This is a genomic window from Neisseria leonii, from assembly GCF_028776105.2.
GTDB classification, from domain to species: Bacteria; Pseudomonadota; Gammaproteobacteria; order Burkholderiales; family Neisseriaceae; genus Neisseria; species Neisseria leonii.
Genome location: NZ_CP145606.1, coordinates 1,784,593 through 1,810,462 on the forward strand (window position 1 = coordinate 1,784,593; position 25,870 = coordinate 1,810,462).

General features: G+C 59.6%; 30 protein-coding genes. 16 read left to right on the forward strand and 14 right to left on the reverse strand.

What is annotated here, in order from left to right; all coding sequences use genetic code 11:
* Window positions 1-15 precede the first annotated feature (15 nt).
* The 3 genes from waaA to ORY85_RS08525 all read right to left on the reverse strand — a co-directional run bounded on the left by waaA (window position 16) and on the right by ORY85_RS08525 (window position 2,931).
* Window positions 16-1,290 carry a lipid IV(A) 3-deoxy-D-manno-octulosonic acid transferase gene (waaA, locus tag ORY85_RS08515; RefSeq protein ID WP_274571739.1) on the reverse strand — a complete coding sequence of 425 codons (1,275 nt, stop codon included), beginning with the start codon at window positions 1,288-1,290 and terminating at the stop codon, window positions 16-18.
* Window positions 1,291-1,726: 436 nt separating this feature from the next.
* The gene (gene dapB / locus ORY85_RS08520) at window positions 1,727-2,536 is read right to left on the reverse strand and encodes a 4-hydroxy-tetrahydrodipicolinate reductase (protein WP_274571740.1); all 810 of its coding nucleotides are present in this window, start codon (window positions 2,534-2,536) and stop codon (window positions 1,727-1,729) included.
* Between the two features lie 17 nt (window positions 2,537-2,553).
* Window positions 2,554-2,931, reverse strand: a complete 378-nt coding sequence (locus ORY85_RS08525) for an outer membrane protein assembly factor BamE (RefSeq protein WP_274571741.1) — start codon at window positions 2,929-2,931, stop codon at window positions 2,554-2,556.
* Between the two features lie 143 nt (window positions 2,932-3,074).
* On the opposite strand from ORY85_RS08525, the gene fur reads away from it, so the two are divergent.
* The 3 genes from fur (at window position 3,075) to dapD (ending at window position 5,209) form a co-directional block, all read left to right on the forward strand.
* A complete protein-coding gene (fur, locus tag ORY85_RS08530) occupies window positions 3,075-3,503 on the forward strand; it encodes a ferric iron uptake transcriptional regulator (protein ID WP_274571742.1) in 429 nt (142 codons plus the stop codon).
* 3 nt (window positions 3,504-3,506) lie between these two features.
* Complete coding sequence (gene aat / locus ORY85_RS08535; RefSeq protein WP_405030328.1) at window positions 3,507-4,280, forward strand: leucyl/phenylalanyl-tRNA--protein transferase; 774 nt, start codon at window positions 3,507-3,509, stop codon at window positions 4,278-4,280.
* Between the two features lie 107 nt (window positions 4,281-4,387).
* Entirely contained in the window at window positions 4,388-5,209 is an 822-nt protein-coding gene (gene dapD / locus ORY85_RS08540; RefSeq protein ID WP_274571743.1) for a 2,3,4,5-tetrahydropyridine-2,6-dicarboxylate N-succinyltransferase, read from the forward strand.
* A gap of 423 nt (window positions 5,210-5,632) precedes the next feature.
* On the opposite strand, the gene ORY85_RS08545 is transcribed toward dapD, so the two are convergent.
* Both ORY85_RS08545 and phhA read right to left on the reverse strand, forming a co-directional pair.
* Window positions 5,633-5,980, reverse strand: coding sequence for a 4a-hydroxytetrahydrobiopterin dehydratase (locus ORY85_RS08545; RefSeq protein ID WP_274571744.1), 348 nt, complete (start codon window positions 5,978-5,980; stop codon window positions 5,633-5,635).
* 272 nt (window positions 5,981-6,252) lie between these two features.
* Window positions 6,253-7,056, reverse strand: coding sequence for a phenylalanine 4-monooxygenase (gene phhA, locus ORY85_RS08550; protein WP_274571745.1), 804 nt, complete (start codon window positions 7,054-7,056; stop codon window positions 6,253-6,255).
* Between the two features lie 235 nt (window positions 7,057-7,291).
* On the opposite strand from phhA, the gene ORY85_RS08555 reads away from it, so the two are divergent.
* The 3 genes from ORY85_RS08555 to ORY85_RS08565 all read left to right on the forward strand — a co-directional run bounded on the left by ORY85_RS08555 (window position 7,292) and on the right by ORY85_RS08565 (window position 9,667).
* Window positions 7,292-8,668 carry a deoxyribodipyrimidine photo-lyase gene (locus tag ORY85_RS08555; RefSeq protein WP_274571746.1) on the forward strand — a complete coding sequence of 459 codons (1,377 nt, stop codon included), beginning with the start codon at window positions 7,292-7,294 and terminating at the stop codon, window positions 8,666-8,668.
* The gene (locus ORY85_RS08560; RefSeq protein ID WP_274571747.1) at window positions 8,665-8,946 is read left to right on the forward strand and encodes a hypothetical protein; all 282 of its coding nucleotides are present in this window, start codon (window positions 8,665-8,667) and stop codon (window positions 8,944-8,946) included. The genes ORY85_RS08555 and ORY85_RS08560 overlap by 4 nt, the downstream gene beginning before the upstream one ends.
* 301 nt (window positions 8,947-9,247) lie before the next feature.
* Entirely contained in the window at window positions 9,248-9,667 is a 420-nt protein-coding gene (locus ORY85_RS08565) for an META domain-containing protein (RefSeq protein ID WP_274571748.1), read from the forward strand.
* A 274-nt stretch (window positions 9,668-9,941) separates the two neighbouring features.
* On the opposite strand, the gene accC is transcribed toward ORY85_RS08565, so the two are convergent.
* The 3 genes from accC to ppk1 all read right to left on the reverse strand — a co-directional run bounded on the left by accC (window position 9,942) and on the right by ppk1 (window position 14,396).
* Window positions 9,942-11,297 carry an acetyl-CoA carboxylase biotin carboxylase subunit gene (accC, locus tag ORY85_RS08570; protein ID WP_274571749.1) on the reverse strand — a complete coding sequence of 452 codons (1,356 nt, stop codon included), beginning with the start codon at window positions 11,295-11,297 and terminating at the stop codon, window positions 9,942-9,944.
* Between the two features lie 106 nt (window positions 11,298-11,403).
* Window positions 11,404-11,865 (reverse strand): acetyl-CoA carboxylase biotin carboxyl carrier protein, encoded by a 462-nt coding sequence (gene accB / locus ORY85_RS08575; RefSeq protein ID WP_274571750.1) that lies wholly within the window; start codon window positions 11,863-11,865, stop codon window positions 11,404-11,406.
* A gap of 476 nt (window positions 11,866-12,341) precedes the next feature.
* Window positions 12,342-14,396 (reverse strand): polyphosphate kinase 1, encoded by a 2,055-nt coding sequence (ppk1, locus tag ORY85_RS08580; RefSeq protein WP_338577982.1) that lies wholly within the window; start codon window positions 14,394-14,396, stop codon window positions 12,342-12,344.
* Window positions 14,397-14,587: 191 nt separating this feature from the next.
* Between ppk1 and ORY85_RS08585 the strand changes: the two genes are divergently transcribed.
* The 9 genes from ORY85_RS08585 to rlmH all read left to right on the forward strand — a co-directional run bounded on the left by ORY85_RS08585 (window position 14,588) and on the right by rlmH (window position 20,027).
* Window positions 14,588-15,331 (forward strand): class I SAM-dependent methyltransferase, encoded by a 744-nt coding sequence (locus ORY85_RS08585; RefSeq protein ID WP_274571893.1) that lies wholly within the window; start codon window positions 14,588-14,590, stop codon window positions 15,329-15,331.
* A 9-nt stretch (window positions 15,332-15,340) separates the two neighbouring features.
* The gene (locus ORY85_RS08590; RefSeq protein WP_274571892.1) at window positions 15,341-16,261 is read left to right on the forward strand and encodes an NUDIX domain-containing protein; all 921 of its coding nucleotides are present in this window, start codon (window positions 15,341-15,343) and stop codon (window positions 16,259-16,261) included.
* 58 nt (window positions 16,262-16,319) lie between these two features.
* Window positions 16,320-16,775, forward strand: a complete 456-nt coding sequence (gene hpaR, locus ORY85_RS08595) for a homoprotocatechuate degradation operon regulator HpaR (protein WP_274571891.1) — start codon at window positions 16,320-16,322, stop codon at window positions 16,773-16,775.
* Between the two features lie 142 nt (window positions 16,776-16,917).
* Window positions 16,918-17,424 carry a 4-hydroxyphenylacetate 3-monooxygenase, reductase component gene (hpaC, locus tag ORY85_RS08600; RefSeq protein WP_274571890.1) on the forward strand — a complete coding sequence of 169 codons (507 nt, stop codon included), beginning with the start codon at window positions 16,918-16,920 and terminating at the stop codon, window positions 17,422-17,424.
* Window positions 17,425-17,438: 14 nt separating this feature from the next.
* Window positions 17,439-18,029, forward strand: coding sequence for a carbonic anhydrase (locus ORY85_RS08605; protein ID WP_274571889.1), 591 nt, complete (start codon window positions 17,439-17,441; stop codon window positions 18,027-18,029).
* Window positions 18,026-18,631: a nicotinate (nicotinamide) nucleotide adenylyltransferase gene (gene nadD / locus ORY85_RS08610; protein WP_274571900.1), complete on the forward strand. Its 606-nt coding sequence runs from the start codon at window positions 18,026-18,028 to the stop codon at window positions 18,629-18,631. The genes ORY85_RS08605 and nadD overlap by 4 nt, the downstream gene beginning before the upstream one ends.
* A 136-nt stretch (window positions 18,632-18,767) precedes the next feature.
* Complete coding sequence (rsfS, locus tag ORY85_RS08615) at window positions 18,768-19,160, forward strand: ribosome silencing factor (RefSeq protein WP_274571888.1); 393 nt, start codon at window positions 18,768-18,770, stop codon at window positions 19,158-19,160.
* 15 nt (window positions 19,161-19,175) lie between these two features.
* Window positions 19,176-19,544, forward strand: coding sequence for an MliC family protein (locus tag ORY85_RS08620; RefSeq protein ID WP_274571887.1), 369 nt, complete (start codon window positions 19,176-19,178; stop codon window positions 19,542-19,544).
* 12 nt (window positions 19,545-19,556) lie between these two features.
* A complete protein-coding gene (rlmH, locus tag ORY85_RS08625) occupies window positions 19,557-20,027 on the forward strand; it encodes a 23S rRNA (pseudouridine(1915)-N(3))-methyltransferase RlmH (RefSeq protein WP_274571886.1) in 471 nt (156 codons plus the stop codon).
* Window positions 20,028-20,233: 206 nt separating this feature from the next.
* Here the strand turns inward: rlmH and ORY85_RS08630 are convergent, their stop codons facing one another.
* Genes ORY85_RS08630 through ORY85_RS08655 form a run of 6 tightly spaced genes read right to left on the reverse strand, consistent with a single transcriptional unit; the run spans window position 20,234 to window position 24,437 of the window.
* A complete protein-coding gene (locus ORY85_RS08630) occupies window positions 20,234-21,061 on the reverse strand; it encodes a glycosyltransferase family 2 protein (RefSeq protein ID WP_274571885.1) in 828 nt (275 codons plus the stop codon).
* A complete protein-coding gene (locus ORY85_RS08635) occupies window positions 21,061-21,822 on the reverse strand; it encodes a glycosyltransferase family 2 protein (RefSeq protein ID WP_274571884.1) in 762 nt (253 codons plus the stop codon). Before ORY85_RS08635 ends, ORY85_RS08630 begins: the two co-directional genes overlap by 1 nt.
* A 26-nt stretch (window positions 21,823-21,848) precedes the next feature.
* A complete protein-coding gene (gene lptA, locus ORY85_RS08640; RefSeq protein WP_274571883.1) occupies window positions 21,849-22,358 on the reverse strand; it encodes a lipopolysaccharide transport periplasmic protein LptA in 510 nt (169 codons plus the stop codon).
* Window positions 22,336-22,920: an LPS export ABC transporter periplasmic protein LptC gene (gene lptC / locus ORY85_RS08645; protein WP_274571882.1), complete on the reverse strand. Its 585-nt coding sequence runs from the start codon at window positions 22,918-22,920 to the stop codon at window positions 22,336-22,338. Before lptC ends, lptA begins: the two co-directional genes overlap by 23 nt.
* The gene (locus ORY85_RS08650; protein WP_274571881.1) at window positions 22,917-23,453 is read right to left on the reverse strand and encodes an HAD family hydrolase; all 537 of its coding nucleotides are present in this window, start codon (window positions 23,451-23,453) and stop codon (window positions 22,917-22,919) included. The genes lptC and ORY85_RS08650 overlap by 4 nt, the downstream gene beginning before the upstream one ends.
* Window positions 23,454-23,462: 9 nt before the next feature.
* Window positions 23,463-24,437: an SIS domain-containing protein gene (locus ORY85_RS08655; RefSeq protein ID WP_274571880.1), complete on the reverse strand. Its 975-nt coding sequence runs from the start codon at window positions 24,435-24,437 to the stop codon at window positions 23,463-23,465.
* Between the two features lie 88 nt (window positions 24,438-24,525).
* Between ORY85_RS08655 and tal the strand changes: the two genes are divergently transcribed.
* Window positions 24,526-25,581 carry a transaldolase gene (gene tal / locus ORY85_RS08660; protein WP_274571879.1) on the forward strand — a complete coding sequence of 352 codons (1,056 nt, stop codon included), beginning with the start codon at window positions 24,526-24,528 and terminating at the stop codon, window positions 25,579-25,581.
* Window positions 25,582-25,870: the final 289 nt, after the last annotated feature.

Here is a 25,870-nt window from a genome sequence, read left to right on the forward strand (position 1 = left end):
ACGGAATACAGCCGTTCAGACGGCCTGCCGTATGGCGGCCAGATGGGCGGCGACGGCTTCGGCGGTGCGGCGGCTGGCACCTTGGTGCTGCCGTATCCAGCCTGCCGCACGGTCGGCCATGTCCTGCCGTGCGGCCGCGTCGCAGAGCAGGCGTTCGGTTTGCGCGCGCCATCCGGCGGCATCGGCTACCTGTATGGCGGCACCGGCATTCAGGGCCGCGGCGCAGGCAGCGGCAAAGTTATAGGTGGACGGGCCGAAGAGAGTCGGCACACCGGCGGCAATCGGTTCGATGATGTTCTGGCAGCCGCTGTCCACCAGGCTGCCGCCGACAAAGGCGACATCGGCCGCCGCATAATAGGCCGCCAATTCGCCCATACTGTCGCCGATCCAGACTTGGGTGTCGGCCGCTATGGGTGTGCCGCTGCTACGCTTTTGGACGCGGAATCCCAATCTGCGCGCGGTTTCATACGCAGCACCGAAGCGTTCGGGGTGGCGCGGTACGATGACCAGCAGCGCGTTTCCCCGATAGTCCCGCCAGGCATGCAGCAGTTTTTCCGCTTCGTCTCCGCCCTGATGGTGGCGCGTACTGCCGCATACGACGGTCGGGCGCGTGCCGGTCAGGCGGCGGAACAGGGCGGCGGCCTGCTGCTGTTGCGCAGTCGGTTCGACATCGTATTTGGTGTTGCCGAACACTTCGATGCGGCGCGCGCCCAGTTTTGCCAAGCGGCGGGCATCGTCGGTGCTTTGGGCGAAACAGCCGCTCAGCCCGGCCAGTGCGGGGGCGACCAGTCCGCGGATTTTTTGGTAGCCGCGCAGGGATTTTTCCGACAGCCGCGCATTGGCCAGAAACAGCGGCACACCGTTTTTGTGGCAGGCGTGCATCAGGTTCGGCCAGATTTCGGTTTCCATCAGAATGCCTGCCAGCGGGCGGTGTTCGCGCAGAAACTGTGCGGCATATTCGGGCTTGTCGTAAGGCAGATAGCGGCATTGCGCATCGGGAAACAGGGCTTGGGCGGTGGCGCGGCCGGTGGGGGTCATTTGTGTTACCAGCAGCGGCGTGTCGGGAAAACGGCGGCGCAGTTCGGCGGCCAAGGGTTGGGCGGCACGGGTTTCGCCCACGGAAACGGCGTGTATCCACAGCACGCCCGTGCGCGCATCGGGCAGCGGTCTGCCGAAGCGTTCGTCCCAGTGGGCGGCATAGGCGGCATCGGTTTTGGCGCGGCGGTTCAGGTAATATTTTGCTGCGGCCGGTGCCATCGTCCACAGTGCGCGGTAAACGGTTTGCCACATGATTGGGAGTCCTTTAACGGCGGCGGTGCAAAAGGCCGTCTGAAAACGGCGCGGTGCGCCGTTTCTGCACAGCTAAAACGAACGAAGCAGGTTTTTGTGAAGCTAAAAGTGTTTCTGCACAGCCGAAACAATACCGGATTTTCAGACGGCCTGTGTGCTGTCTGCCGATACGGACGGCTCCGGCAGCACTTGTCGGGCAAGGCCGTCTGAAAACGGCAGGAGCGGGAAAACGGATGGGTTTCGGTACAGAAGCCAATGTTCCCGTTTCAGTGGCGCAAACCCGCATTTTGAATGGTTTTTGGCCACGCGGGAATCCGCTTGGATGATTTGCAACTGTGCAGACAGGCCGTTATTTTTCCGCTTTGCCTGATTCTATGCAGAAACAGTTCTGGGTTGCGCTGAAACGGCGCGGTGCACCGTTTCAGGCGGCCTGTGGTCAGCGGTTGCGCAGGTTCAATACGTCCTGCATATCGAACAGGCCGCGCCTCCCGCCGAGCCAGACGGCGGCACGCACGGCACCGGCGGCAAAAGTCATGCGGCTGCTGGCTTTGTGGGTGATTTCCACGCGCTCGCCGTCGGTGGCGAACAGGGCGGTGTGGTCGCCGACAATATCGCCCGCGCGCACGGTGGCAAAACCGATGGTGGACGGGTCGCGCACGCCGGTATGCCCTTCGCGGCCGTACACGGCGCATTCTTTCAAATCGCGACCGAGCGCGGCGGCCACCACTTCGCCCATACGCAAGGCCGTGCCGCTGGGGGCATCGACTTTGTGGCGGTGGTGTCCCTCGATGATTTCGATGTCGTAGCCTTCGTTCAATACGCGGGCGACGGTGTCGAGGATATGGAAAGTCAGGTTCACGCCCACGCTGAAATTGGCGGCAAACACAATGCCGGTTTTTTCGGCTGCCGCCGCAATCGCCGCTTTGCCCGCATCGTCGAAACCGGTGGTGCCGATAATCAGGTTCACGCCCGCTTCGGCGCATTTTTGCAGATGGGTCAGCGTCGGTTCGGGGCGGGTGAAATCAATCAGCACATCGCTGGCGGCCAGCACGGCATCGATGTCGCTGCTGACTCTGATGCCGGTATTTAGGCCGACGGCATAGCCTGCGTCCAAGCCCAGCGCAGGCGAGGCGGCGTGTTCCAGCGCGCCGCTCAAAACGGTGTCGGGGTGGTTGTTTACCGCTTCCACCAGCACTTTGCCCATGCGGCCGTTTGCACCCGCTATGGCGATTTTCAATTGGCTCATGTTCTGTTCCCGTCCGTTTACCGGCCGTCTGTCTGGCGGCGTTTCACTTCTGCTACCGCGTATTCGATGGCGTTGCCTTCTGCGCGTGCCAGGCGGTCGTTTTCAAACCACAAGGTCAGATAGCGTGAGGCTTCGGTTTCCACGATGCCGTTGCGGCTGATTTCGTAGGTGTAGTCCCAGCGGTCGGCATGGAAGGGATCGCGCAGCATCGGGGTGCCGAGCAGCAGCTGCACCTGATCGCGGCTCATGCCCTGTTGCAGCGACACAACGGCATAGGGATCCAGTTGGTTGCCCTGAATCACTTGGAGTTTGTAGGACGGAAAGTTGGATATGCGGTCGGCCGAACAGGCACTCAGCACCAGTGCGGCGGCCAGCAGAATGACGGTTTTGTTCACATGACACCTCATTGGCGGATTGGCGACGGCGGCAGTATGGCACAGGCACACGGCAATTGAAAACCTTTATCATCCGATAGTGGGCAAAGCCGCCAAATTTGCGTATTATATCGGCAATCATCATCTTGCGGTAGGAAAGTGCCATGAACAGTAATATTGCCCAATTGAAAGACAGCGGTTTGAAAGTAACCGGCCCGCGCCTGAAAATTCTGGATTTGTTCGAATCGCGCCCGGGCGAACATATGAGTGCGGAAGATGTCTACCGCATTTTGCTTGATGAAGGTGTAGAAATCGGCGTGGCCACCATTTACCGCGTGCTGACCCAGTTCGAGCAGGCGGGCATTCTGCTGCGCCACCATTTCGAAACCGGCAAGGCGGTGTACGAACTCAATCAGGGCGGCCACCACGACCATCTTGTCTGTGTCAAATGCAGCCATGTCACCGAGTTCCACAACGAAGAAATCGAGGCTTTGCAGGAAAAAATCGCCGAAGAAAACGGCTACCGCATCGTCGATCATGCGTTGTATATGTACGGTGTGTGCAGCAACTGCCGTAAAAAGGAAAAACGCTGATGGATGTTTTCAGACGGCCTCGAAGGCCGTCTGAAAGCGTTTTCCCGCCGCACGATGATTCCCTTTCTGCCTGAGGGCGACTACCGCTTTCCCGACCCCGCCCGCGCCTTGGCCGAACATGACGGCCTGGTCGGCGTGAGTGCCGATTTGGATTCCGGCCGCCTGCTTTCGGCCTACCGTGCGGGCATTTTTCCGTGGTATGCCGACGGACACTTTTTCTATTGGTTTGCCACCGCGCCGCGCGCCGTCATTTTCCCCGACCGGCTGCACATCGGCCGTTCTCTGGCCAAAACCCTGCGCAACCGTTCCTACCGCATCACGGTGAATTTGGATTTTTCTGCCGTGATTGCCGCCTGTGCCGCCGCGCCGCGTCCCGGTCAGGACGGCACTTGGATCGCACCCGAATTTCAGACGGCCTATACGCATCTGCACCAAATCGGCCATGCCCATTCTTTCGAGTGCCGCTATCCCGACGGTGCGGGCGGCGAATATCTGGCGGGCGGCTTCTACGGCGTGCAGATCGGCCGCGTGTTTTACGGCGAATCCATGTTTGCCGCCGCGCCCGATGCGTCGAAAACCGCTTTTGCCTGCGCCGTGCCGTATTTGGCGCGCTGCGGCATCGCGTTGATTGACTGCCAGCAGGATACACCGCATATGCGCCGCTTCGGCGCGCAGGCCATACCGTTTGCCGAATTTCAGGCGGCCTTGCGCCGCGAAAACGCCCGCCCGCCGGTATCCCCGATCGGCCGCGGTACCATTGCGCAAAACGGCTGTTGAACGCCTGCCACGTCCGTACCGTTTCGGGTTAAAATATACGCCGTTACCCGTCAGGCCGTCTGAAAACAGACAGGCCGTTTCCCCCTTTTTCTTTCAGGAACCGCATTATGTCATTGCAGAACACCATCGAAACCGCGTTTGAAAACCGCACCGACATTAACCCCGCCAACGTTGCCCCCGAAGTCAGGGAGGCCGTTTTGGAAACCCTGCGCCGTCTGGACGACGGCAGCCTGCGCGTGGCAGAGCGCGAAAGTACCGGCAAATGGAAAGTCAACGAATGGGCGAAAAAAGCCGTGCTGCTTTCGTTCCGCATTCAGGACAATGTCTTGCTGGACGACGGTGTCAACCGCTATTTCGACAAAGTGCCGACCAAATTCGCCGGCTGGCAGGCGGCCGATTTTCAGGCTGCCGGTTTCCGTGCCGTACCCGGCGCGCTGGTGCGCCACGGCAGTTTTATCGGTAAAAACGCCGTATTGATGCCGTCTTATGTCAATATCGGTGCGTATGTGGGCGAAGGGGCGATGATCGATACTTGGGCGACGGTCGGCTCGTGCGCCCAAATCGGCAAAAATGTCCACTTGTCCGGCGGTGCCGGTATCGGCGGCGTGTTGGAGCCTTTGCAGGCCGCACCCACCATTATCGAAGACAACTGCTTTATCGGTGTGCGTTCGGAAATCGTCGAAGGCGTGATTGTGGAAGAAGGCAGCGTGATTTCCATGGGCGTGTACATCGGCCAGTCTACCAAAATCTATGACCGCGAAACCGGCGAAATCCACTACGGCCGCGTACCGGCAGGCTCGGTGGTGGTGTCGGGCAGCCTGCCTGCCCAAGACGGCAGCCACAGCCTCTATTGCGCGGTTATCGTGAAAAAAGTTGATGCGCAAACCCGTGCCAAAACCAGCGTAAACGACCTGCTGCGCGGCGTATAAGCCGGCGGGCAGAGCAGAAATACCCCGTATGCGGATACGGGGTATTTTTTATCGGCAGTATTCCGGCTTAGGGTGTTTGGCGCACAGAAGATGCCGTGAAGTTTGATGAACGGCCTCCGAGCCTGCCAACAGGCCGTCTGAAAACGGCGCGGTGCGCCGTTTCTGCGGAGCTAAAATGCAGTTTCTGCGTAGCTAAAATAAACAAAATTCCTTTTGTCGGATGCAAGTATCCGACCTACATTAAGTGCACAGCACGATTTCTGCGCAGCTAAAACGGACGCTGTCCGTTTCGCGGAAAGCGGGCGCAGAGGGTTTGTGTACGGCTGAAAAGTGCATAGTAAAGTGCCGTACGGTAAAAACCCGCCGTCGGCGGGTTTCGCGGAACGAAAAACAAATCCTGCGGGTTGCGGGGGGGGGGAACGGTCAGGCCGGTGTTTCGGCCAGCGTATCGGTTTTGGCGGCCATGATAAAGTCGTTTCGGTGCAGGCCGCCGATGCTGTGCGACCACCAGGTTACGGTTACTTTGCCCCATTCGGTGAAAATGCCGGGGTGGTGGCCCGCTTCTTCGGCCAAGTCGGCCAAGCGGTTGCTGAACGCCATGGCCTGTTTGAAGTTTTTAAAACGGAATTCGCGTTTCAACTGCAACACGCCGTCGATGACGACCGGCTGCCAGTCGGGAATTTCCCGAATCAGGACGGCCAGTTCTTCATCGCTGACTTTGGGCGCGTCGGCGCGGCAGGCTTCGCATGTTTGTTGGGATAATCCGCTCATAGTTTGTCTCCTTTGTGTGGTGGAATGTGGAAAATGTCGGGCCGGATGGGTTTGGGTTGCGCAGTCAAGCCGCTTGGCCCGTTTCTGCTTCGCAGAAGTAGCTTTACACTTAATGTAGGTCGGATACTTGTATCCGACAAAAGGGATTTTGTTTATTTCAGCTGCGCAGAAACTGCGTTTTAGCTCCGCAGAAACCCGTTTTGCCTGTTTTAGCTTCGCAGAAACTCACTTCGCTCGTTTTAGCTTCGCATAAACGGCGCATCGCGCCGTTTTCAGACGGCCTGTTTGTCCAGCAGGCTGGGGTGCGGTGCGAACAAACCCTGACGCATGGCGCGGCGTACATGACCCATAATGTCGCTTTCGGCAACGGTGAACAGTTGGTCGATGTTGTCGATGACATAGTAAATCGGCTGGATGCGATCGATGCGGTAGGGCGTGCGCAGTACGTCGCCGATGTCGAAGGCACGGTATTCGGGACGGCCGCTGAGGGCGTATTCGGTTTCCGAGGGCGAGCTGAGAATGCCGCCGCCGTAGATGCGGCGGTTTTCCGGCGTGCTGCCGACCAGGCCGAATTCGATGGTAAACCAGTACAGGCGTGCCAGAAAAACGCGCTCTTCTTTGTCGGCGGCCAATCCGAGGCGGCCGTAGGTTTCGTTGAAAGCGGCAAAGGCAGGGTGGGTCAGCAGGGGGCAGTGGCCGGCGATTTCGTGGAAAATGTCCGGTTCCTGGATGTAGTCGAAATCTTCGCGGCGGCGGATAAAAGTGGCGACGGGAAAGGCTTTGTCGGCGAGCAGGCCGAAAAAGCGGCCGAAGGAAATCAGGGCGGGTACGGCGGCGGTGCGCCAGCCGGTGGCCGCCTGTAATACCGCGTCGATGTCGGGCAGCTGCGGTATGCGGTCGTGCGGCAGTTGCAGTTTGGCCAGCCCGTCGAGATATTCCTGACAGGCGCGGCCGGGCAGGTTGGCCTGTTGGCGGACAATCAGATCATGCCAGACGGCGTGTTCGGCAGGCGGGTAGTCGATGCGGCCGTTTTCGTCGGCTTCGCGGGCGAGATAATTGGGGGTGGGTTTCTCCATGGCGTACTCCTTGATTGGTATAAAATTGCTTGGTTTTTGCTGTTTTTGGATTTTCTGTTTAATAATATATTATTAAATAACAGTAATTTTGTCTTTTTTTTGAAGTTTGGCATTTTTATTCTCATTTGGCAATAGTTTTTCGTCGGTCGGCCCGGGGCGGTGCTGTTTGGGACGCTGACAGTGGGCGGGCAAAGGTTTTACAATAGCTTTCCGGCAATTTTCAGACGGCCTTTTTATGATGCAGCCCTGTTCTTTGGTATGGTTCCGGCATGATTTGCGCGTGTTTGATCATGGTGCGTTGCAGGCAGCGGTGCGGCGCGGTTTGCCGGTGGTCGGGGTGTTTGTGGCCGAAAGTCCGGCGGACGGGCAGATGGCCGATGGCGGCCGACGGGCAGAGTTTGTGCATCAGTGTGTGCGGGATTTGCGGCGCAGTTTGGCGCAGCACGGTGTGCCGCTGTTTGTATTGACGGGCAGTGCGGATAAGGTATTGCCCGAATTTGCCGTGTATTGCGGTGCGGAGGCGGTGTTTTGCAGTGAAGAGGATGAACCCGAAGCACGTGCGCGCGACGGGCGTACGGCTGCCCGTCTGACGGCACACCGTATTGCGTTTCACGCGGTGCGTGGTCAGTCGGTATTTGCCCGATCGGATTTGCTGACACCGGACGGGCGGCCGCATACGGCGTTTTCGGCGTATCGGGAGGCGTGGCTGGCACGCTTTGATGCGGAGTACGGTACATGGCGGGTGCAGGACGATTGGGCGGCATTGTATGAGCTGCAAAAGAGACTGCCCGACCGTTTGCGTTGTGCCCCGCCGCTGCCGTCGGCGGGTGGGGGCGGTTTTCTGCCGCTTGCGGGCGGGGAAGCGGCGGCGCAGACGGCCTTGGCCGGCTTTCTGCCGCATTTGGCCGGTTACGCGCAAAACCGCGATTTTCCTGCCAGAAAAGGGGCATCGCAGCTTTCCGTATATTTGCGTTACGGAACGTTGTCGGTCCGCCATACCGCCGGTTTGATCCGGCAGGCAGATGGCGGCAGCATCTGGCTGGACGGACTGATCCGGCGCGAATTTTTCCGGCAGTTTTTTTATCATGTCCCCGATAAGGCGGGCGGGTACGCCGGGGCAGGGCAGGAGCGGCATTCCGCCGGTCTGGTGCGCTGGCGAAACGGTGAAACGGGTTATCCGCTGGTGGATGCGGCCATGCGCCATCTGGTGCAGACGGGCATGATGCACCACCGTCTGCGGCAGTTGTGTGCTTCTTTTCTGGTACACGGCCTGTTGATTGACTGGCGCGCGGGTGCCGACTGGTTTGCATGCCAGCTGTTGGATTTCGACCGGGCGGCCAATACCGGAAACTGGCGGCGTGTGGCGGCGGGTCTGCCTGCTTTCCGTCCGCCCGATCCGGTGTTGCAGTCGCGGAAAATCGATCCCGATGGCCGCTTTATCCGCCGCCACCTGCCGCAATTGGCGCATCTGGACAAAAATACCGTCCACGCTCCTTGGACGGTGAAAAACGGGATTAATACATTCGGCTATCCGCCGCCGCTGATCGATTATGCCGGACAGCGCGCCAAAGCAGAGATGCGGCTGCGGGCCGCAAAGGAGGTTTCCCGATGATGAAGTGCAAATGGTTTGCCCAAGCCGCGTTTTACCGTAACTTGACGGTTTTCACCGCCGTAACCGGATCGCTGCTGATCTGGCGGCACGGCGGCGGTATCAGTTATGCGGCGTTTGCCGCCGTGCTGTTTCTGTTTGCCGGTGCATTGGTGGCGGTGGCGGCCGTTTTGCTGGCACTCAGGCAGCGCAGCCATGTGGTAGTGATACAGGGGTTGCTGCTGATGTTGTGGCAGATTGCTTTGCCGCTGGCTGTTTTGGCACGTTTGGACGGCGGATAAGTTTGCGATATTGGGTGCCGGTTATTTTTTGGGGGCGGGCTGCGGTTTTGCCGATCGCTTCGGATCGGATTTGCCGCTTTGCAGGAGCGTTGCCATACCTGCTGTGGGTTGGTTTCCCGTTCGGGTATTTTGTTCTGTAACGGCTTTGACTGTTTGGCTGTGCGGGTTTGCACTCGGGGTGTAGAAACGGTACGGTACGCTGTTTTGGCTTAGCAGAAACCCGCTTCGCCCGTTTTAGCTTTGCAGAAACGGCGTACCGCGCCGTTTTCAGACGGCCTGTCGGGGTTATGGAAGGAAAGAGATGATGAAAAAAATAGGGTATCTGTCGGCAGTTTGGCTGTTGGCGGCGTGTACGGCGGTTACGCCGCCGGTTGGGGCTGATATGCCTTTGGACGGACAGTGGCGTATACGGATGTTGGGTCAGTCTGCCGCACCGCAGGGGGCGGTGCTGGCGTTTGACCCTCAGGCGGAACGGCTGGCGGCGACGGCAGGCTGCAACCGCATCAACACGTCTTATCAGGCTTTGCCGCCCGCGCTGCGCTTCGGCCCGGCCGCTGCTACCCGTATGGCCTGCCCGCCCGAAACGCAGTCTGCCGAAACGGCGCTGCTGAATATTCTGACCCGTTCGGATCTGCACTACCGCATCAGCGGCGGCCGCCTGATATTGCAGCAGGCGGACGGTACGGTGCTGTTGCAGGCGGAAAGGCTGCCGTCAGACTGATTGGCCTGAGAGGCCGTGTGAATCTGGGCGGTATCGGGTTCTGGACTGCGGTTGCAGGCGGGGTTGGAAATCCGGTTGCTGTGCTTTGATGCGCGGGTCGGATTTCGCAGCCGCTCCGTGTGCGTCTGCCTTTTTCGGCAGCGTGGGCGGTTCTGATGAAGCTGGTGGGGCGGAAATCGGGTTCGGCAGGTGTACCATCGGGGCAAAAGGCCGTCTGAAACGCGTGTTTGCTGTTTCAGACGGCCTTATTACAGATTTTGATCGGATTTTCCGATTACAGCTGCGCTTTGCGCGCTTCCAACCAGTGTTCCAGATAGTGGATGCTGACACCGCCTTCGATAAAGCCGGGGTCGGCGAAGAGGTCGCGGTGCAGCGGGGTGTTGGTTTTGATGCCCTGAACGGCCAATTCGGCCAGTGCTACGCGCATTTTGGCCATTGCCTGTTCGCGGGTTTTGCCGTGAACACAGACTTTTCCGATCAGGCTGTCGTAGTTCGGCGGAATGCGGTAGCCCTGATAAATGTGGCTGTCCACGCGTACGCCCAAGCCGCCGGGCAGGTGGCAGGTGGTAATCTGGCCGGGGCTGGGGATAAAGTTGTACGGGTCTTCGGCGTTGATACGGCATTCAAACGCATGGCCTTCGAGAACGATGTCTTCCTGACGGTATTGCAGCGGCTCGCCCGCCGCCACGCGCAATTGTTCCTGCACGATGTCCACGCCGCTGATCAGTTCGGTAACGGGGTGTTCCACCTGAACGCGCGTGTTCATTTCGATAAAGAAAAATTCGCCGTCTTCGTACAGAAATTCAAATGTACCCGCGCCGCGGTAGCCGATGCGTTGGCAGGCGGCCACACAGGCTTCGCCGATTTGGCGGCGTTCGGCTTCGGTAATGCCCGGTGCGGGGGCTTCTTCGATGACTTTCTGGTGCCGCCGCTGCATCGAGCAGTCGCGTTCGCCCAGATAAACTGCATTGCCGTGTTCGTCGGCCAATACCTGGATTTCGACATGGCGCGGCTTTTGCAGATAACGCTCCATATACACCATCGGGTTGCCGAATGCGGCACCGGCTTCGGCTTTGGTCATTTCCACCGCACGCAGCAGGTCTTCTTTCTTTTCGACGACGCGCATACCGCGTCCGCCGCCACCACCGGAGGCTTTGATAATGACGGGGAAACCGACTTGGTCGGCAATCGCCAGTACTTCCGCATCGTTGTCGGGCAGTGCGCCTTCCGAGCCGGGAACGCAGGGAACGCCTGCCGCAATCATGGCGTGTTTGGCGGAAACTTTATCGCCCATCAGGCGGATGGTATCGGCGCGCGGGCCGATGAAGACAAAGCCCGATTCTTCCACCTGCTCGGCAAAATCGGCGTTTTCGGCCAAAAAACCGTAACCGGGATGGATACCGTCGGCACCGGTCACTTCGGCGGCGGCGATGATGGCAGGAACGTTCAGGTAGCTTTGCGGAGAAGGTGAGGGGCCGATGCACACCGATTCGTCGGCCAGTTTGACGTGCAGGCTGTCGCGGTCGGCTTCGGAGTGTACGGCCACGGTGGCAATGCCCATTTCGCGGCAGGCGCGCAGGATGCGCAGCGCGATTTCGCCCCGGTTGGCGATGAGAACTTTTTTCAGCATGGCATTCTTTCAAGATACGGCCGGAACGGTCCGGCAACAGGGAGGGCAGCGGCGTTTTCAGACGGCCGGTCAGGCAGGCCGTCTGAACAATGTGCGGCCAAGGTGTTTACTCGATAATGAACAGCGGTTCGCCGAATTCGACGGGCTGGCCGTTTTCCACCAGAATTTCTTTTACCACGCCGGATTTTTCCGCTTCGATTTCGTTCATCAGCTTCATGGCTTCGATGATGCACAAAGTATCGCCTGCTTTGACGGTTTGGCCGACTTCGACGAAAGGTGCCGCCGTCGGGCTGGGGGCGCGGTAGAACGTGCCGACCATCGGCGAGCGTTGTGCATTGCTCAAATCGGCCGCAGGTGCTGCCGCAGGAGCAGCAGGGGCGGGTGCGGCAGACGGAACGGCGGCGGGCGCAGGGGCGGCGGCCATCGGTGCAGGAGCGGCATAAACGGCAGCCTGCGGCGCGGTGGTGCGCGTGATGCGTACTTTTTCTTCGCCTTCGGTTACTTCGATTTCGGCAATGCCCGATTCTTCCACCAGGTCGATCAGTTTTTTCAGTTTGCGTAAGTCCATGGGATTTCCTTTTGCAGAACGCCCGTTGGTTCGGGCGCGGTGAACCGCACCGGCGGTACACAAAATTTTACCGGTCTGCGCGTGCCGGGCAGGCCGTCTGAAATATGAAACTGCCGGCAGAAAGCAGGCGGCAGGCGGAATCATTTTTACCAAAATGCTGCCAAATGTCCAGCAAAATATCGAAAAACGGGCAAAAAAGCGTGTTTTTGTTTATATCTTAATTTTTTGCTTCGGAGCGTCCGCTGAGGGATAGAGTGTTTATTCTATTGAATTTGATGGTGTTTTAAGCTGAATAAAACTGAAAAAAAGATACCGTGAAGTTTTGTTAAGCTTCTTCGGACTCTATATATCAGCCGTGGGGCGGATTCGGATTTCGGGTTTGTGCGGGGTGGCGGGCGGGTACGGCAAGCAGATAAGGCGGGTAAAAACAGGCCGTCTGAAAGGCGGATGCTTTCAGACGGCCCGTCTGCGGCGGGTCAGCTGCCGTATTGCTGCCACAGGGCTTCCTGCATACTGCATTCTGCGTCTTCGCCCGCTTCGGCGCGCAGATAGCTGCCGTCGGGCTGCATCAGCCACGCCTGGCGGTTGTCGGCCAGTGCCAGCGTGATGCTTTCGCGTACCACGCGCGCTTTGAGGTCGGGGTGTTCGATCGGGGTGCAGGTTTCGATACGGCGGAAAAAGTTGCGTGCCATCCAGTCGGCGCTGGAAATATAGACGTTTTCGGTACCGTCGTTATAGAAGTAGTAAACGCGCGCGTGTTCGAGCTGGCGGCCGATAATCGAGCGCACGCGGATGTTGTCCGACAGTCCCGGTACCTGCGGGCGCAGTGCGCACATGCCGCGCACAATCAGGTCGATTTCCACGCCGGCGGCCGAGGCTTCGTACAGGGCCTCGATAATGCCCGGCTCGATCAGTGAGTTCATTTTGGCGCAAATCTGCGCACGGCGGCCGGCTTGGGCGTGTTCTGTTTCGCGGGCGATGTTTTCCAGCAGCATTTTGTGCAGGGTAAACGGGCTTTGGTAGAGCTTGTTGAGACTGAGCGGCTGCCCCAGGCCGGTGATGGACAGAAATAAGGTGTTGATGTCGGCGGTCATGCCGTCATCTGCGGTCAGCAGGCCGAAGTCGGTGTAAATGCGGGAAGTGCCGGCGTGGTAGTTGCCGGTACCCAGATGGGCGTAGCGTTTGAGTACGCCGTTTTCCCGCCGGATGACCAGTGCCATTTTGGCGTGGACTTTGTAGCCGAATACGCCGTATACCACGTGTGCGCCCGCGTCTTCCAGCTGCTGTGCCCAGCTGACGTTGTTGGCTTCGTCAAAGCGCGCCATCAGTTCGACCACGACCGTTACCTGTTTGCCCGCCAGTGCGGCTTTGAGCAGGGCGGCGGCCAGTTCGGAATGGGAACCGGTACGGTAAATCGTCATTTTGATGGCGACCACATCGGGGTCGGCGGCCGCTTCGCGGATAAAGCGCACCACCGGTTCGAAGGACTGGTAGGGGTGGTGCAGCAGCACGGGCGCCCGCTGGACGGCGCGGATAACCGATTTGTTTTTTGCCAGATTTTTCGGCAGGCCGGGATTGCGCGGGGGAAATTTCAAATCGGGGCGCGCCACCATGTCGGGGACGGCCATCAGGCGCACCAGGTTGACCGGTCCGTTTACGCGGTACAGCCCGCTCTCTTCGAGTTTGAACTGATCCAGCAGGAAGCGGCTGATATGGCGGGGACAGGTTTCGGAAACTTCGAGGCGCACACCGTCGCCGTATTCGCGGTCGTGCAGCTCGCTCTGAATGGCGGTGCGCAGATTGGTCAGGTCTTCTTCGGCGACGGTCAGGTCGCTGTCGCGCGTCAGGCGGAACTGGTGGCAGCCTTTGACTTCCATGCCGGGGAACAGGTGGTGGACGTATTCGTGCAGAATGGAGGATAAAAAGACAAAGCCGTGTTCGTTGCCGCAGAGATCGGCTGGCAGTTTGACGACGCGCGGCAGAATGCGCGGTGCCTGTACGATGGCCATGCCGGAGGTGCGGCCGAAAGCGTCGGTGCCTTCCAGTTCCACTGCGAAATTGAGCGATTTGTTGGACGGGCGGGGGAAGGGGTGGGCGGATACCAGGCCGATGGGGGTCAGCACCGGCAGCAGTTCGCGGCGGAAATAGTCTTCAATCCATTCGCGCTGTGCGGCCGTCCAGTTGCGGCGGCGGTAAAAATGGATGCCTTCGCGGCCGAGGGCGGGTTGGAGCTGTTCGTTGAACAGTGTGTATTGTTCGTGAATCAGACGGCGTGCCGTTTCGCCGGCGGCGGTCAGGGTCTGCTGCGCGGTCAGACCGCTGTCGAGCAGGGCGTTCGGGTTTTGTTTGTGCCGGCGTTTCAGGTAAGCCATGCGCACTTCGAAAAATTCGTCGAGATTGGACGAGACGATGCACAAAAAGCGCAGCCGTTCCAGCAGCGGGACGCGTTCGTCCTGCGCCTGCGCCAAGACGCGGCGGTTGAATTCCAGAAGGCTTTGTTCGCGGCAGAGCAGACGGTGGGATTGGGGCATGGCCGGTTCCTTGGTGGCAGATGGAAAAAAACATTATAGCAAAGCCTTTTTGACAGAAATATGGCAGCGGGGCGGTGTTGATGCCGTCTGAAAACAAACGGTGCCGCTTTTTTTCGGGCGGCCTGCGGCGCGGTTTTGCATGCGGAGGATTGCTGTGCTAGTCTGCGGGCGCGAAAACGGGAGGGACGGGTATGACGGAAATTGCAGTCTGGCGTACCGCCGATGCGGTGCCGGTGGAAGATTACGGTTTGGCCGAAACAGACAGGCCGCCTGAAACGGGGCTGTATCTGCTGGCCGACGGCAGCGGTGTGAGTTTGTGCAAAAGCGGCGAGAAAGGGCGGGTGCGTGCCGAGTTTGCCGAAGGGGCGGCACAGCACCGGCGCACACAGGGCGGCGGCGAACTGATTGCCCGGGCGGTGAACCATACTGCCTGCCCGTCGGTGTGGGACGCGACGGGCGGTTTGGGGCGCGATGCGTTTGTGCTGGCCTCGCTGGGTTTGAATGTGAAAGTGTTCGAGCGGCATCCGGCCGTGGCTGCTCTGTTTTCAGACGGCCTCAGGCGGGCGGCGGCCGACCCCGATGCGGCAGCGGCAGCGGCGCGGATCGAACTGGTATACGCCGATGCGGCGGCATATATGGACACGGCGCAGGAACGCCCCGATGTGGTGTATCTCGATCCGATGTATCCGGTGCGCCGCAAATCGGCAGCGGTCAAAAAAGAAATGGCGTATTTTCACGAGCTGGTAGGTGCGGCGGAGGCCGGTGATGAAGCGGCATTGTTGGCGGCGGCACGCCGCTGCGCCAAAAAACGGGTGGTGGTCAAACGGCCGCGGCTGGGCGACTGTCTGGCCGGTGAGCCGCCTGCTTATCATTACGGCGGCAAATCCACACGGTTTGATGTGTATCTGCCGTTTTTTCCGCAACAGGACGATTAAGGAAGGCGTATGGAAGTGCCGCAGTTTGAGCATATTTTGAGCCGTGCGCTGCACGATGCGCTGTGGCGGCGCGTGCAGGCGGTATTTGCGTTTGATCCGGGCCGGTGGCACGAATTGCGGCTCAACGGCCGCCATTTGGGCTATCTGAACGACAAATGGCGGCGGCTTCTGCTGCGCGATTGGACAGGCCGTCTGAAAAGCAATGACAGGGCGGTGTATCTGGAAACCGACGACTGGCTGGCTATGGGCGACCGTTTGCAGAACATGGCTGCCGTATGGCGTGATACGGGCGAGTTGTCGGGCTGGCGCAACGAAGCGTTCAGCGTGAGGCTGGACGGCGAAACACTGTTTGACTTGGAACGTGCCGCGTTCCGTCCCCTAGGCCTGTACAGCCACGCCGTCCACATCAACGGTTTGAGCAGGTACGAAGGGCAGTGGCGGTTTTGGATTGCGCGGCGCAGTCCGTATAAGACAGTGGATCCGGGCAAGCTCGACAATATGGTGGGCGGCGGTGTGGCGGCGGGCGAGAGCGTGTCCGAAGCACTGTGCCGCGAAGGCTGGGAGGAGGCAGGCCTGTCCGACACGCTGCTCGCACCGCTGGTGTGCCGCTGGCGCTTAGACAGCCTGCGCACCGTTTCGCGCGGCCTGCACCGCGAGTGCCTGCACGTGTATCACGCCGTTCTGCCGGCCGGTACCACACCGGAAAACCAAGACGGCGAAGTGGCCGGATTCGAACTGTTCGATGCGGAAACGCTGGCTGGGAAAATGTGCGCGGGCGAGATGATGAACGATGCGCTTTTGGCCACGCTGGCCGCGTTTGCCGATTACGGCCTGCTCGATGAGGCACACCCTCTGGCGCAGTTTCTTGCCTGTCAGGCGTCCCCTGCCGAAGGGGCAGTGCTTGCGGCGGGCGGAAGAAACATATTATGATGCGTACAGTCTTAATAAAAAATAACAGACGGCGCACAGCGGCCGCAGGAGTCGAGAAATGGAAGTAGGCGTATCCAAACATGCTTCGATGAATATCGCACTGGTACAGGCGCGCGAAGCGTTGATGACAAATTTCCGTCCGATACTCAACGAAGCGGGTGTGACCGAGCAGCAATGGCGGATTATCCGGCTGGTGGCCGAAAACGGCACCTCGGATTTTCAGTCGTTGGCCGAAGATGCCTGTATCCTGCGCCCCAGCCTGACCGGAATTTTGGTGCGGCTGGAAAAAAACGGCTATCTGGTGCGGCTCAAACCGGCAAACGACCAGCGGCGCGTGTTTATCAAGCTCACCGACGCGGGCAAGCGGCTGTATCAGGAAATCGGCAGCAGGGTGGACGAACGTTACGATGCCATCGAGCGCGTGATGGGGAAAAGCAAGATGGAACAGCTGCGCGGCCTGCTGTCAGACCTGCACACCGCACGCCACCCGCTGCCGCCTGCCGATGCCGTCTGAAAACCGCAGCAGGCCGCTCCGCCCCTTCCGCCCGCCGCATCCGTTTCAGACGGCCTGACCGTTCCCGCCGTCTGCCCGCCGCACCATAACCGGCCGTTGCGGATATGCCGCAGCGGCCATACTGAATCCAACATTCAAAGCCATGACTGAAACCCACCCCCTGCAGGCCGCGTTCCGCGATGCCATGGCCGCCTGTGCCGCCGGCGTACATGTGATTACTACCGACGGTGCGGCAGGCCGCTACGGCATTACCATGACGGCCGTTTCCGCCGTAACCGATACCCCGCCTACCGTGATGCTGTGCATCAACCGCCAATCGGCCGTCGTGCCGGTGCTGCTGCAAAACCGCGCGCTGTGCATCAACGTGCTGTCGGCGGGGCAGCAGGACGTTGCCGAGCATTTTGCCGGTATGACCGCCCTGTCGCCCGAAGAGCGTTTCGAATACCACATCTGGCACCGGGGGCAAAGCGGCCAGTTGCAGGTGGAAGGCGCGCTGGCGCACCTGCACGGCACCCTTGCCGCGCAAAACGAAGTGGGCACGCATTGGGTGTTTCTGGTCGAAATCGACGAAATTGCCGTGCATGACGGCAAAACCACCCGCGATCCGGCACTGGTGTATTTCCGCCGCCGTTTCGGCAGTCTGGCTTGAAGCACGGAGCACGCATGGGCGTCTTGAACGAAATTCTCGATTACAACGACAAATTTGTCGCCGAAGGGCGTTACGAACGTTTTTTTACCAACAAATACCCCGAACGCGGGCTGGCGATTCTGTCGTGCATGGACGCGCGCATGGTCGAGCTGCTGCCTTCCGCCCTGGGCTTGAAAAACGGCGATGCCAAACTGATTAAAAATGCCGGTGCGTTGGTCAGCCACCCGTGGGGCTCCGTCATGCGCAGCCTGCTGGTGGCGGTGTTCGAACTGAAAGTAACGGAAATTATGGTGGTGGCGCATTACGACTGCGGTATGCGCGGCCTGAATGCCGGTTCGTTTCTGGCACACGCCGACGCATTCGGTATCCCCGAAGACCGCATCACGACGCTGCGCAATGCCGGTATCGATTTGGACGGCTGGCTGACCGGTTTCGACGATGTGGAAGACAGTGTGCGCCACACCGTCAGCCTGATCCGCCGCCACCCGCTGATGCCGGACAATGTGGCGGTACACGGGCTGGTTATCCATCCGGCCACGGGCAAACTGACGCTGGTGGCCGACGGACGCAGCGAATGTCCGCTGCCGCCGGGGAAACAGGTATGAAAATCGGCCTGTTCGGCGGGACGTTCGACCCCGTCCACAACGGGCATACGCAGATTGCCCGTGCGTTTGCCGATGAATTGGCACTCGATACGGTGATTTTCCTGCCTGCCGGCGACCCTTACCACAAAGATGCGCCGCGTACGCCCGCCGAACACCGTCTGGCCATGACGCAGCTGGCGGTACGGAACGATGCGCGTTTTGCTGTGAGCGACTGCGACATTGTGCGTTCGGGTGCCACTTATACCGTCGATACGGTACAGATTTTCCGTCAGCAGTTTCCGCAGGCGCAGCTGTGGTGGCTGATGGGCATGGACAGCCTGCTGCAACTGCACACGTGGAAAAACTGGCAGATGCTGGTGCGCCAAACCCGTATTGCCGTGGCCGCCCGAGGGGAAAGCAGTCTGTCGGCCGTCCCGCCCGAACTGCGGAACTGGCTGGGCGGTGCGCTGGAAAACGGCACCCTGCATCTGTTGCAGACACCGCTTTATCCCGTCAGTTCCAGTGAAATCCGAGGCCGTCTGAAAAGCGGCCCGGCGGCAGACGAATGGCTGGATGCCGCGGTGGCCGACTATATCCGCCGCCACGGACTCTATCGCGGATAGCCGTCCGCCGCGCTGCTGCCGCAGGCGGAATTTTTTGAACAGCATGACGGTGTGTGGCGGCCGTCTGCGGATTTCAGACGGCCCGGATTGCCGAATCGGGTATAATGGCCGGACGAATGATTTTTCAGGACAGAGCATGATTGAACAGGAATTGCCGGATATGCAGCAGATGACCGCCGTGGCGGTCAATGCGCTGGAAGACGTAAAAGCCAAAGATATTGTGGTGCTCGATACCGCCGATAAAACCCCGCTGTTTGCCAAAATGATCATCGCCAGCGGCGACAGCACCCGCCAAGTCAAAGCCTTGGCCAACAATGTGGCGGTGGACTTGAAAGCGGCCGGTTTTGAGATTTTGAGCAGCGAAGGCCAGGATTCGGGCGAATGGGCGCTGGTGGATGCGGGCGATCTGGTGGTACACATTATGCTGCCTGCCGTGCGCGATTTTTACGACATTGAAGCTTTGTGGGGCGGCGAAAAGCCGTCGTATCATGCGGGTGCGGCCAAGCCTTGGCACGCCGCAGACAACTGAAAAGGAGTACGCGACATGAAACGCAATCTCTGTTTGACGGCCGCTGCCGTTTTGGTGCTGGCTGCGTGCGGTGCGGATCAGCCGCAAACCCGCCGTCTGGATTTGGGACAGGCCGTTCAGGGTTATCCCGCCGAAACCTTCCGCTGCGAAAACGGTGCCACCGTGCGCGTTTCTCCGGCGGGCGAAGACCATGTCCGCCTGTCGCTGGGCAATGCGCATACCCGTCTGGCCGCACAGCGCGCTGCTTCCGGCAACCTGTATGCGGCACAGCAGGGCCTGTTCGGCAAGCCGACCGAGTGGCACGTCAAGGGCGGGGAAGCCGCATTTGAATACACATCTGCCGCCGGCGCGGCGGTCGTTACCGTCTGCCGTTCGGCCGACTGAATTTAGGTCGGCATGAATATTACGGTTTTGGCGGTCGGCACCAAAATGCCCGCATGGGTGGATGATGCGGTTGCCGAATATGCCAAACGCTTCGGCCGCGATATTCAGTACACCCTGAAGGAAATCAAGCCGGAAAAGCGCGGTGCGGGCGTCAATGCCGCGCAGGGCATGGCGGCCGAAGAAAAGCGGATTATGGAGGCTGTGCCGCAGGGCGCGTTTCTGGTGGTGCTGGACGAGCGCGGCCAAGCCCCCACTTCGCTGGCTCTGGCGGCACATTTGAAGCAGTGGCAGCTTGACGGCGAGCATGTCTGTTTTGTGATCGGCGGTGCCGACGGCATGACCGATGCAGTCAAGCAGAAAGCCCGGCTGACCCTGCGCCTGTCCAGCCTGACCCTGCCGCACGGTATGGTGCGCGTGCTGCTGACCGAGCAGCTCTACCGTGCGGCATCGATTCTCAACAACCATCCGTACCACCGCGAGTAGCGGCGGTTCGGCAGTTTCGGCAGACGGCTTCCGTTGCCGGAATCGGGCAGTATGCCGCCATTCCTGCCCGCGTTACCTGATTGGCCGAAAAGGCCGTCTGAAAAGCGTGTAGCGTATTTCAGACGGCCTTTTTTGTATGCCGGTCATGGGATCGGGGTAGCGTTTCGAAAGAAGTTCGGCCCTGAGAAGAGCGGGCGCAGGACGGTTCAGGCATCCGTTCCGCTTTTGCAGTCGGACAGAAAACGGTTCACGCCGTCGGCACAGCGGCGGCTTTTTTGTTCCAGCGTCTGCCGCAGCAGCGCATCGTTGTGCGGCAGGGCGGCACGCCCGGCTTCACGGTGCCACAGATGATAGGCCAAGCCGCCGAATTTGAGGTTTTTGCGCCTGATGCCGTTGTGGTAGAGGCGGGCGGCAAATTCGCTGTCTTCGCGCCCCCAGCCGACAAAGGCATTGTTGAAGCCGTTTACCGCCAAAGCATCGCGCCGGTAAAGTCCCATATTGCAGCTTTTGATGTTTTTGAGTTTACGGTGTGTTTTTGCAGCCACCAGATTTTTGAGGCAGCGGCAGCGGACGGCGGCGAGTTTTTTTTCGATACCGCTGCAGTAAAAGGGCGGGCGGTAGTCGGGCGGCAGCGGTGCACCCAGCAGGTTTCGGGTAGCGGGTTCGGTCAGCAGTACACGGCTGCCCTGAACGAGGATGCCGGGTTCGGCAACGGATAAATGGTCGCGGACAAATTCGGTGTGCAGCACCATATCGCCGTCGATAAAGATGATGTAGCTGCTGTCGGCGGCGGCCAGTGCACGGTTGCGTGATTCGGCTGCACGAAAGCCGTCGTCCGGTTGCCATGTGTGTTTGACCGGCACGGGCGACAGAGCGGCAAACCGGGCGATGAGTTTTCGGGTTTCCTCCCCCGATCCGTCGTCGGCCACAATGATTTCTGCCGGCAGCACGCTTTGGCGCAGAGCCGACTGTAAAACCAAATCCAAGGCATCGGGACGGTTGTAGGTGGTGATAATCAGCGAAACATCGGTCATCAGAGCTTTCCGTTTGATCGGTAAAGGTAATACAGGCGGACGTATTTCGTCATGGTGTAGAAATAATGATTGACGGCGAAAATCCAGCCGATTCTGCCGTCCAGAAAACCTCTGTCGAAAAGATAGACTTTGATAAAGGCCCAAAACGGCCGCAGTATGATGTCTTTGAAAAAACCGACCGGCTTGCCTGCTTCTCGGTATTTTTCGGCCGACAGTCGGGTATAGGCATTGAATTTGCCGAAATATTGATCCCAATTGTCGTAGGTGTAGTGGAACATGGGCGATTTCAGGCGGGCGTTGCGGTAGGGGTGGACGATGGCTTGATGCACCAAGCCTTCGACACGGATGCCTTTGGCTGGCAGCAGGCGGCAGACGTAATCGGGACGAAGTGTGCCGTGTGTGGCCCGGTTGTGGCGGAAACGGTTGTGCCGCCGGATCCAATAGGCAGTATCCTGAGACTGCTGTGCGGTTTGGCGGATTTCTTCGGCCAGATCGGGCGAAATCCGTTCGTCGGCATCGAGAAACAGTACCCACGGGCAGCGCGCCTGTCCGACGGCAAACATCTGCTGGCCGCCGAAATCGCCGTCCATGTGCCGCCGAATGACACGCGCACCCAGTGCTTCGGCCAGACGGGCGGTTTCGTCGGTACTGAAATCGTCAATAACGATGATTTCATCGGCGAAGGTGCAGCTTTTGATGCAGTCTTCGATATTGTGCTGTTCGTTGCGCGCCATAATCAGGACGCTGACGGTATGTTCCATGCAGGTTGCTCCGGTTGTGTACCGTCTCAGCGTTTTTGCGGCTGAATTACGACATTGACACGGCGGCCGCTTTTTTCTGCGGCAGCGGGATTGCTGTTTACGGTATAGACTTCGGTGCGGGTGTTGTAGGTGATGCGGTCGCCCTCGGCACTGTCGCCGCCGCGCGTTACGCGCGCATTGCCGCTCAATACCACCATGCCGTCGGCCGAAGTGTAATCGATCCGGTTGGCACGGCCGTTTACCGTGCCTTTGTTATTGTCGAGCATTTGGCTGAACTGCACGGGACTGCCGAGGGCTTTCATGACCTGCTCGTTGTTGGCGGTAACGACATTGACGCTGGCGGCGCGGATATTGAGTGTGCCTTGACGGATAATGACGTTGCCGCTGAATGTGGTGCTTTGGTTGCGCTGGTCGAGTTGGCCTTGGTCGGCCTCGATTTCGATCGGCCTGCTGCGGTCGCTTTCCAATGCCCAAACAGCGGGGGCGGCCAGCAGGAGGGCGGCCAGCAGGAGTTCAGGAAGGGTTTTTCGGTACATAAATAGTGGCTTTCACGCGGGCGGGCAGATTGAGCAGCCCTTGTTGGTAATCATAAGTCAGGCCCTGAGCGGTGCCGTTCGATTCGCCGTAGCGGTAGGTAACGGCGGCATCGGTTCGGGCGAGTTTGCCGACGGTATCGATAATCAGGTGTTCCGTTTTTAACTCGCCTGCCGCTTGGCCGTCTGCGGGGGCTTTGTCGAGGACGACTTGGTTTTTCAGTTCGATTTGGCGGCTTTCGGTATTGTATCGGGCAGAACGGCTGGCGGCCTGATAAATCCGGCGGCCGTTTTCATACACTTGCAGGGTCAGGGTGTCGAAGGAGACGTCGTCGCTCTCGGGCAGCTGCCACGCCGATTCGGCGCGCAGGTGTTGCGCAATCAGGCCATTGCTGTCGAACTGGCGGCCGTCTATGCCGCGCATACGGTATTGCGGTTCGTCAGGATTGAGAGCGGCTTCTTCGATGCGGATTTCGCTGATGCGGCCGAGCCACGCGCTCAGGCCGCCGAGCAGGGCGGCCAGAACCAGCGGGAACAGCCAGCCGTAACGCCATTTACCATTCATTTGACATACTCTTCAAGGGCGGCGGCCAGGTTGCCTTGGGCGTGCATAATCAAATCGCACAGTTCGCGGACGGCACCTTTCCCGGCCGGGCGGCGGGTAATGTAGGCAGCGTGGCGCAAGGTAAATTCGTGTGCTTCGGGTACGGCAGCGGGCAGGCCGCAGCGTACCATCACGGGCAAATCGACCACATCGTCGCCGATAAAGGCGCATTCTTCCTGTGCGACACCGGCGAGGCTGCGCAGCCGGTCATAGGCGGCACGTTTGTCGTGAATGCCTTTGAAGTAATGGTTGATGCCCAACTGCTGCATGCGGATGCCGACCGAAGGGGCATCGCGGCCGGTGATGACGGCGGTTTGCACACCGGTCTGACCGAGCATTTTCAGGCCGTGTCCGTCGAGGGTGTGGAACGATTTGATTTCTTCGCCGTTGTCGCGGATAAAGATGCGGCCGTCGGTCAGTACGCCGTCCACGTCCGTAATCAGCAGTTTGATGCGGCGGGCGCGTTCGATGATGTCGGGCGGAAAGGGGGGCATGTCGGTTCCTTAAACAATGCGTGCTTGAAGCAGGTCGTGCATATTGAGTGCGCCGAGCAGGCGGTTGCTGCCGTCGGTTACCAGCAGGCCGTTGATGTTGTGCTGCTGCATCTGTTTCAGGGCTTCGGCGGCCAGTTTGTCGGCAGTGATGGTTTTCGGCTCGGGGTGCATGATGTGATTGACGGTCAGGCCTGCGAAGCTGTCGCGGTGCTGGAACAGGCGGCGCAGGTCGCCGTCGGTCAGGATGCCTTTCAGACGGCCTTCGCTGTCGGTTACGGCCAGCATCCCCAAGCCTTTTTCGCTCATCACGACCACCGCTTCTTTCAGCGGCGTGCCGTCGTTTACGGCAGGCAGTGCGTCGCCGCCGTGCATGATGTGGCCGACAGTCAGCAGCAGGCGTTTTCCCAAACTGCCGGCGGGGTGGCTGCGGGCGAAGTCGTCGGTCGTGAAGCCGCGCGCGCGCAGCAGGGCAACAGCCAATGCGTCGCCCAGAGCCATGACGGCGGTGGCACTGCTGGTCGGTGCCAAACCCAGCGGGCAGGCTTCCTGTTTCACGGCGGCAGTGATGTGGATGTCGGCGTGGCGCGCCAGAGCCGATTGCGGGCGGGAGCTGATGCCGATCAGGCAGATCTGCTTGCGTTTGAGGGCGGGCATGATGGTAACCAGTTCGTCGCTTTCGCCCGAATTGGAAAGTGCAATGACGACATCGCCGTCGGTAATCATGCCCAAATCGCCGTGGGCGGCTTCGGTGGGGTGGACAAAGAAAGCGGGTGTGCCGGTGGAGGCCAGCGTGGCGGCGGTTTTGCGGCCGATGTGGCCGGATTTGCCGACACCGATCACCACTGTGCGGCCGGTGCAGCGGAGGACGGCACCGACCGCGCGCCCGAACGATTCGTCCAGTGCATGTGCAATGTCGTGCAGACCTTCGGCTTCGATGCGCAGCACATCGCGCGCCCAAACGAGATACTGTTGCGTGTTGTCCATGATGCTTCCTGTCTGCCGGGACTATCCTCAGGCGTGATTTCGCGTTAGGATAGACCGTTATTTCAACCACTCATCAGGAAAGAATAAAATGGCTATTTTATCGGACGTTAAGGCATTAGGCCAACAAATTTGGCTGGACAACCTGTCGCGCTCGCTGGTGCATGACGGTACTTTGGCGCAAATGCTGGCCGGGGGGGTGTGCGGCGTGACTTCCAATCCGGCCATTTTCCAGAAAGCCTTTGCCGGCGATGCGCTGTATGCCGACGAAGTGGCCGAACTCAAAGCGCAGGATTTAACCCCCAAACAGCGTTATGAAACGCTGGCGGTGGCCGATGTTCAGGCGGCCTGCGATGTGTGTCTGCCCCTGTATGAAGAAAGCGGCGGGCAGGCCGGGTTTGTCAGCTTGGAGGTTTCGCCCGAGCTGGCGCACGATGCCCAAGGAACGGTGGCCGAAGCCAAACGCCTGCACGCGGCGATTGACCGCCCGAATGTGATGATTAAAGTGCCGGCTACCGATGCCGGTTTGACCGCGCTGACTGAATTGGTGGCGGCCGGTTTGAGCATCAATCTGACCCTGCTGTTTTCGCGCCGTCAAACGCTCAAAGCGTATGAAGCCTATGTGGCCGGTGTGGCGGCGCGCTTGGCGGCGGGGGAGTCGGTAGAATCTGTCCGCGTGGTGGCCAGTTTCTTTATTTCGCGCATCGATGCGGCATTGGACGCTACGCTGCCCGAGCATTTGCAGGGCAAAACCGCCATCGCGCTGGCCAAGGCCGCGTATGCCGACTGGCAGGCGTTTTTCGGCGGCGAAGCCTTTGCGGGCGCGGCCGGGCAGGGCGCGAACCGTGTGCAGCTTTTGTGGGCGTCGACAGGCGTGAAAAATCCGGCCTATCCCGATACGCTGTATGTGGACAGCCTGATCGGCAAGCAGACGGTCAATACCGTGCCCGATGGCACGCTCAAAGCCTTTATCGACCACGGTACGGCGCGCGAAACGCTGACGGAAAATGTGCCGGAAGCGCAGGCGGTGTTGAGCGAGGTGGCGCGTTTGGGCATCGACTTGGAAGTTTTGGCCGCCCGTTTGCAGGAAGAGGGATTGAAGCAGTTTGAAGAGGCGTTTGAAAAACTGCTGGCACCGTTGGCCTGATTGACCGGCCGCACCGGCCTGCCAAGCCTGAAAAGGATTCGGGCCGGTTTGCGGGATAGGGCGGGAATTTTCGTGGAAAGATACTGCGAAGTTTTGTTAAATTTCTTTGGCCTGTAATATATAAGGCCGTCTGAATATGCGGGATAAGGGTATTTCAGACGGACAACGTTCCTGACTTGGTTGACATTCCCCCGCCTCAGGCGGGGGAATGTCAATCTATCTCGATTGTCAGTGAACCTTCCCTTGGTTTTCTGCTATCGGTTTGACTTTCTTAATGTTCTCTCACCTC

What these genes read in the sequence shown, in the direction of transcription:
- lptA (WP_274571883.1), bottom strand. Translation starts at nt 22,358, where the DNA reads ATGTACCGAAAAACCCTTCCTGAACTCCTGCTGGCCGCCCTCCTGCTG.
- ORY85_RS08630 (WP_274571885.1), bottom strand. Translation starts at nt 21,061, where the DNA reads ATGACCGATGTTTCGCTGATTATCACCACCTACAACCGTCCCGATGCC.
- ORY85_RS08635 (WP_274571884.1), bottom strand. Translation starts at nt 21,822, where the DNA reads ATGGAACATACCGTCAGCGTCCTGATTATGGCGCGCAACGAACAGCAC.
- fur (WP_274571742.1), top strand. Translation starts at nt 3,075, where the DNA reads ATGAACAGTAATATTGCCCAATTGAAAGACAGCGGTTTGAAAGTAACC.
- ORY85_RS08560 (WP_274571747.1), top strand. Translation starts at nt 8,665, where the DNA reads ATGATGAAGTGCAAATGGTTTGCCCAAGCCGCGTTTTACCGTAACTTG.
- ORY85_RS08545 (WP_274571744.1), bottom strand. Translation starts at nt 5,980, where the DNA reads ATGAGCGGATTATCCCAACAAACATGCGAAGCCTGCCGCGCCGACGCG.
- nadD (WP_274571900.1), top strand. Translation starts at nt 18,026, where the DNA reads ATGAAAATCGGCCTGTTCGGCGGGACGTTCGACCCCGTCCACAACGGG.
- dapD (WP_274571743.1), top strand. Translation starts at nt 4,388, where the DNA reads ATGTCATTGCAGAACACCATCGAAACCGCGTTTGAAAACCGCACCGAC.
- ORY85_RS08585 (WP_274571893.1), top strand. Translation starts at nt 14,588, where the DNA reads ATGACGGAAATTGCAGTCTGGCGTACCGCCGATGCGGTGCCGGTGGAA.
- ORY85_RS08655 (WP_274571880.1), bottom strand. Translation starts at nt 24,437, where the DNA reads ATGGACAACACGCAACAGTATCTCGTTTGGGCGCGCGATGTGCTGCGC.
- waaA (WP_274571739.1), bottom strand. Translation starts at nt 1,290, where the DNA reads ATGTGGCAAACCGTTTACCGCGCACTGTGGACGATGGCACCGGCCGCA.
- accB (WP_274571750.1), bottom strand. Translation starts at nt 11,865, where the DNA reads ATGGACTTACGCAAACTGAAAAAACTGATCGACCTGGTGGAAGAATCG.
- ORY85_RS08650 (WP_274571881.1), bottom strand. Translation starts at nt 23,453, where the DNA reads ATGCCCCCCTTTCCGCCCGACATCATCGAACGCGCCCGCCGCATCAAA.
- phhA (WP_274571745.1), bottom strand. Translation starts at nt 7,056, where the DNA reads ATGGAGAAACCCACCCCCAATTATCTCGCCCGCGAAGCCGACGAAAAC.
- aat (WP_405030328.1), top strand. Translation starts at nt 3,507, where the DNA reads ATGTTTTCAGACGGCCTCGAAGGCCGTCTGAAAGCGTTTTCCCGCCGC.
- ORY85_RS08605 (WP_274571889.1), top strand. Translation starts at nt 17,439, where the DNA reads ATGGGCGTCTTGAACGAAATTCTCGATTACAACGACAAATTTGTCGCC.
- lptC (WP_274571882.1), bottom strand. Translation starts at nt 22,920, where the DNA reads ATGAATGGTAAATGGCGTTACGGCTGGCTGTTCCCGCTGGTTCTGGCC.
- dapB (WP_274571740.1), bottom strand. Translation starts at nt 2,536, where the DNA reads ATGAGCCAATTGAAAATCGCCATAGCGGGTGCAAACGGCCGCATGGGC.
- ORY85_RS08555 (WP_274571746.1), top strand. Translation starts at nt 7,292, where the DNA reads ATGATGCAGCCCTGTTCTTTGGTATGGTTCCGGCATGATTTGCGCGTG.
- ORY85_RS08620 (WP_274571887.1), top strand. Translation starts at nt 19,176, where the DNA reads ATGAAACGCAATCTCTGTTTGACGGCCGCTGCCGTTTTGGTGCTGGCT.
- ppk1 (WP_338577982.1), bottom strand. Translation starts at nt 14,396, where the DNA reads ATGCCCCAATCCCACCGTCTGCTCTGCCGCGAACAAAGCCTTCTGGAA.
- accC (WP_274571749.1), bottom strand. Translation starts at nt 11,297, where the DNA reads ATGCTGAAAAAAGTTCTCATCGCCAACCGGGGCGAAATCGCGCTGCGC.
- rlmH (WP_274571886.1), top strand. Translation starts at nt 19,557, where the DNA reads ATGAATATTACGGTTTTGGCGGTCGGCACCAAAATGCCCGCATGGGTG.
- ORY85_RS08590 (WP_274571892.1), top strand. Translation starts at nt 15,341, where the DNA reads ATGGAAGTGCCGCAGTTTGAGCATATTTTGAGCCGTGCGCTGCACGAT.
- ORY85_RS08565 (WP_274571748.1), top strand. Translation starts at nt 9,248, where the DNA reads ATGATGAAAAAAATAGGGTATCTGTCGGCAGTTTGGCTGTTGGCGGCG.
- hpaC (WP_274571890.1), top strand. Translation starts at nt 16,918, where the DNA reads ATGACTGAAACCCACCCCCTGCAGGCCGCGTTCCGCGATGCCATGGCC.
- hpaR (WP_274571891.1), top strand. Translation starts at nt 16,320, where the DNA reads ATGGAAGTAGGCGTATCCAAACATGCTTCGATGAATATCGCACTGGTA.
- tal (WP_274571879.1), top strand. Translation starts at nt 24,526, where the DNA reads ATGGCTATTTTATCGGACGTTAAGGCATTAGGCCAACAAATTTGGCTG.
- rsfS (WP_274571888.1), top strand. Translation starts at nt 18,768, where the DNA reads ATGATTGAACAGGAATTGCCGGATATGCAGCAGATGACCGCCGTGGCG.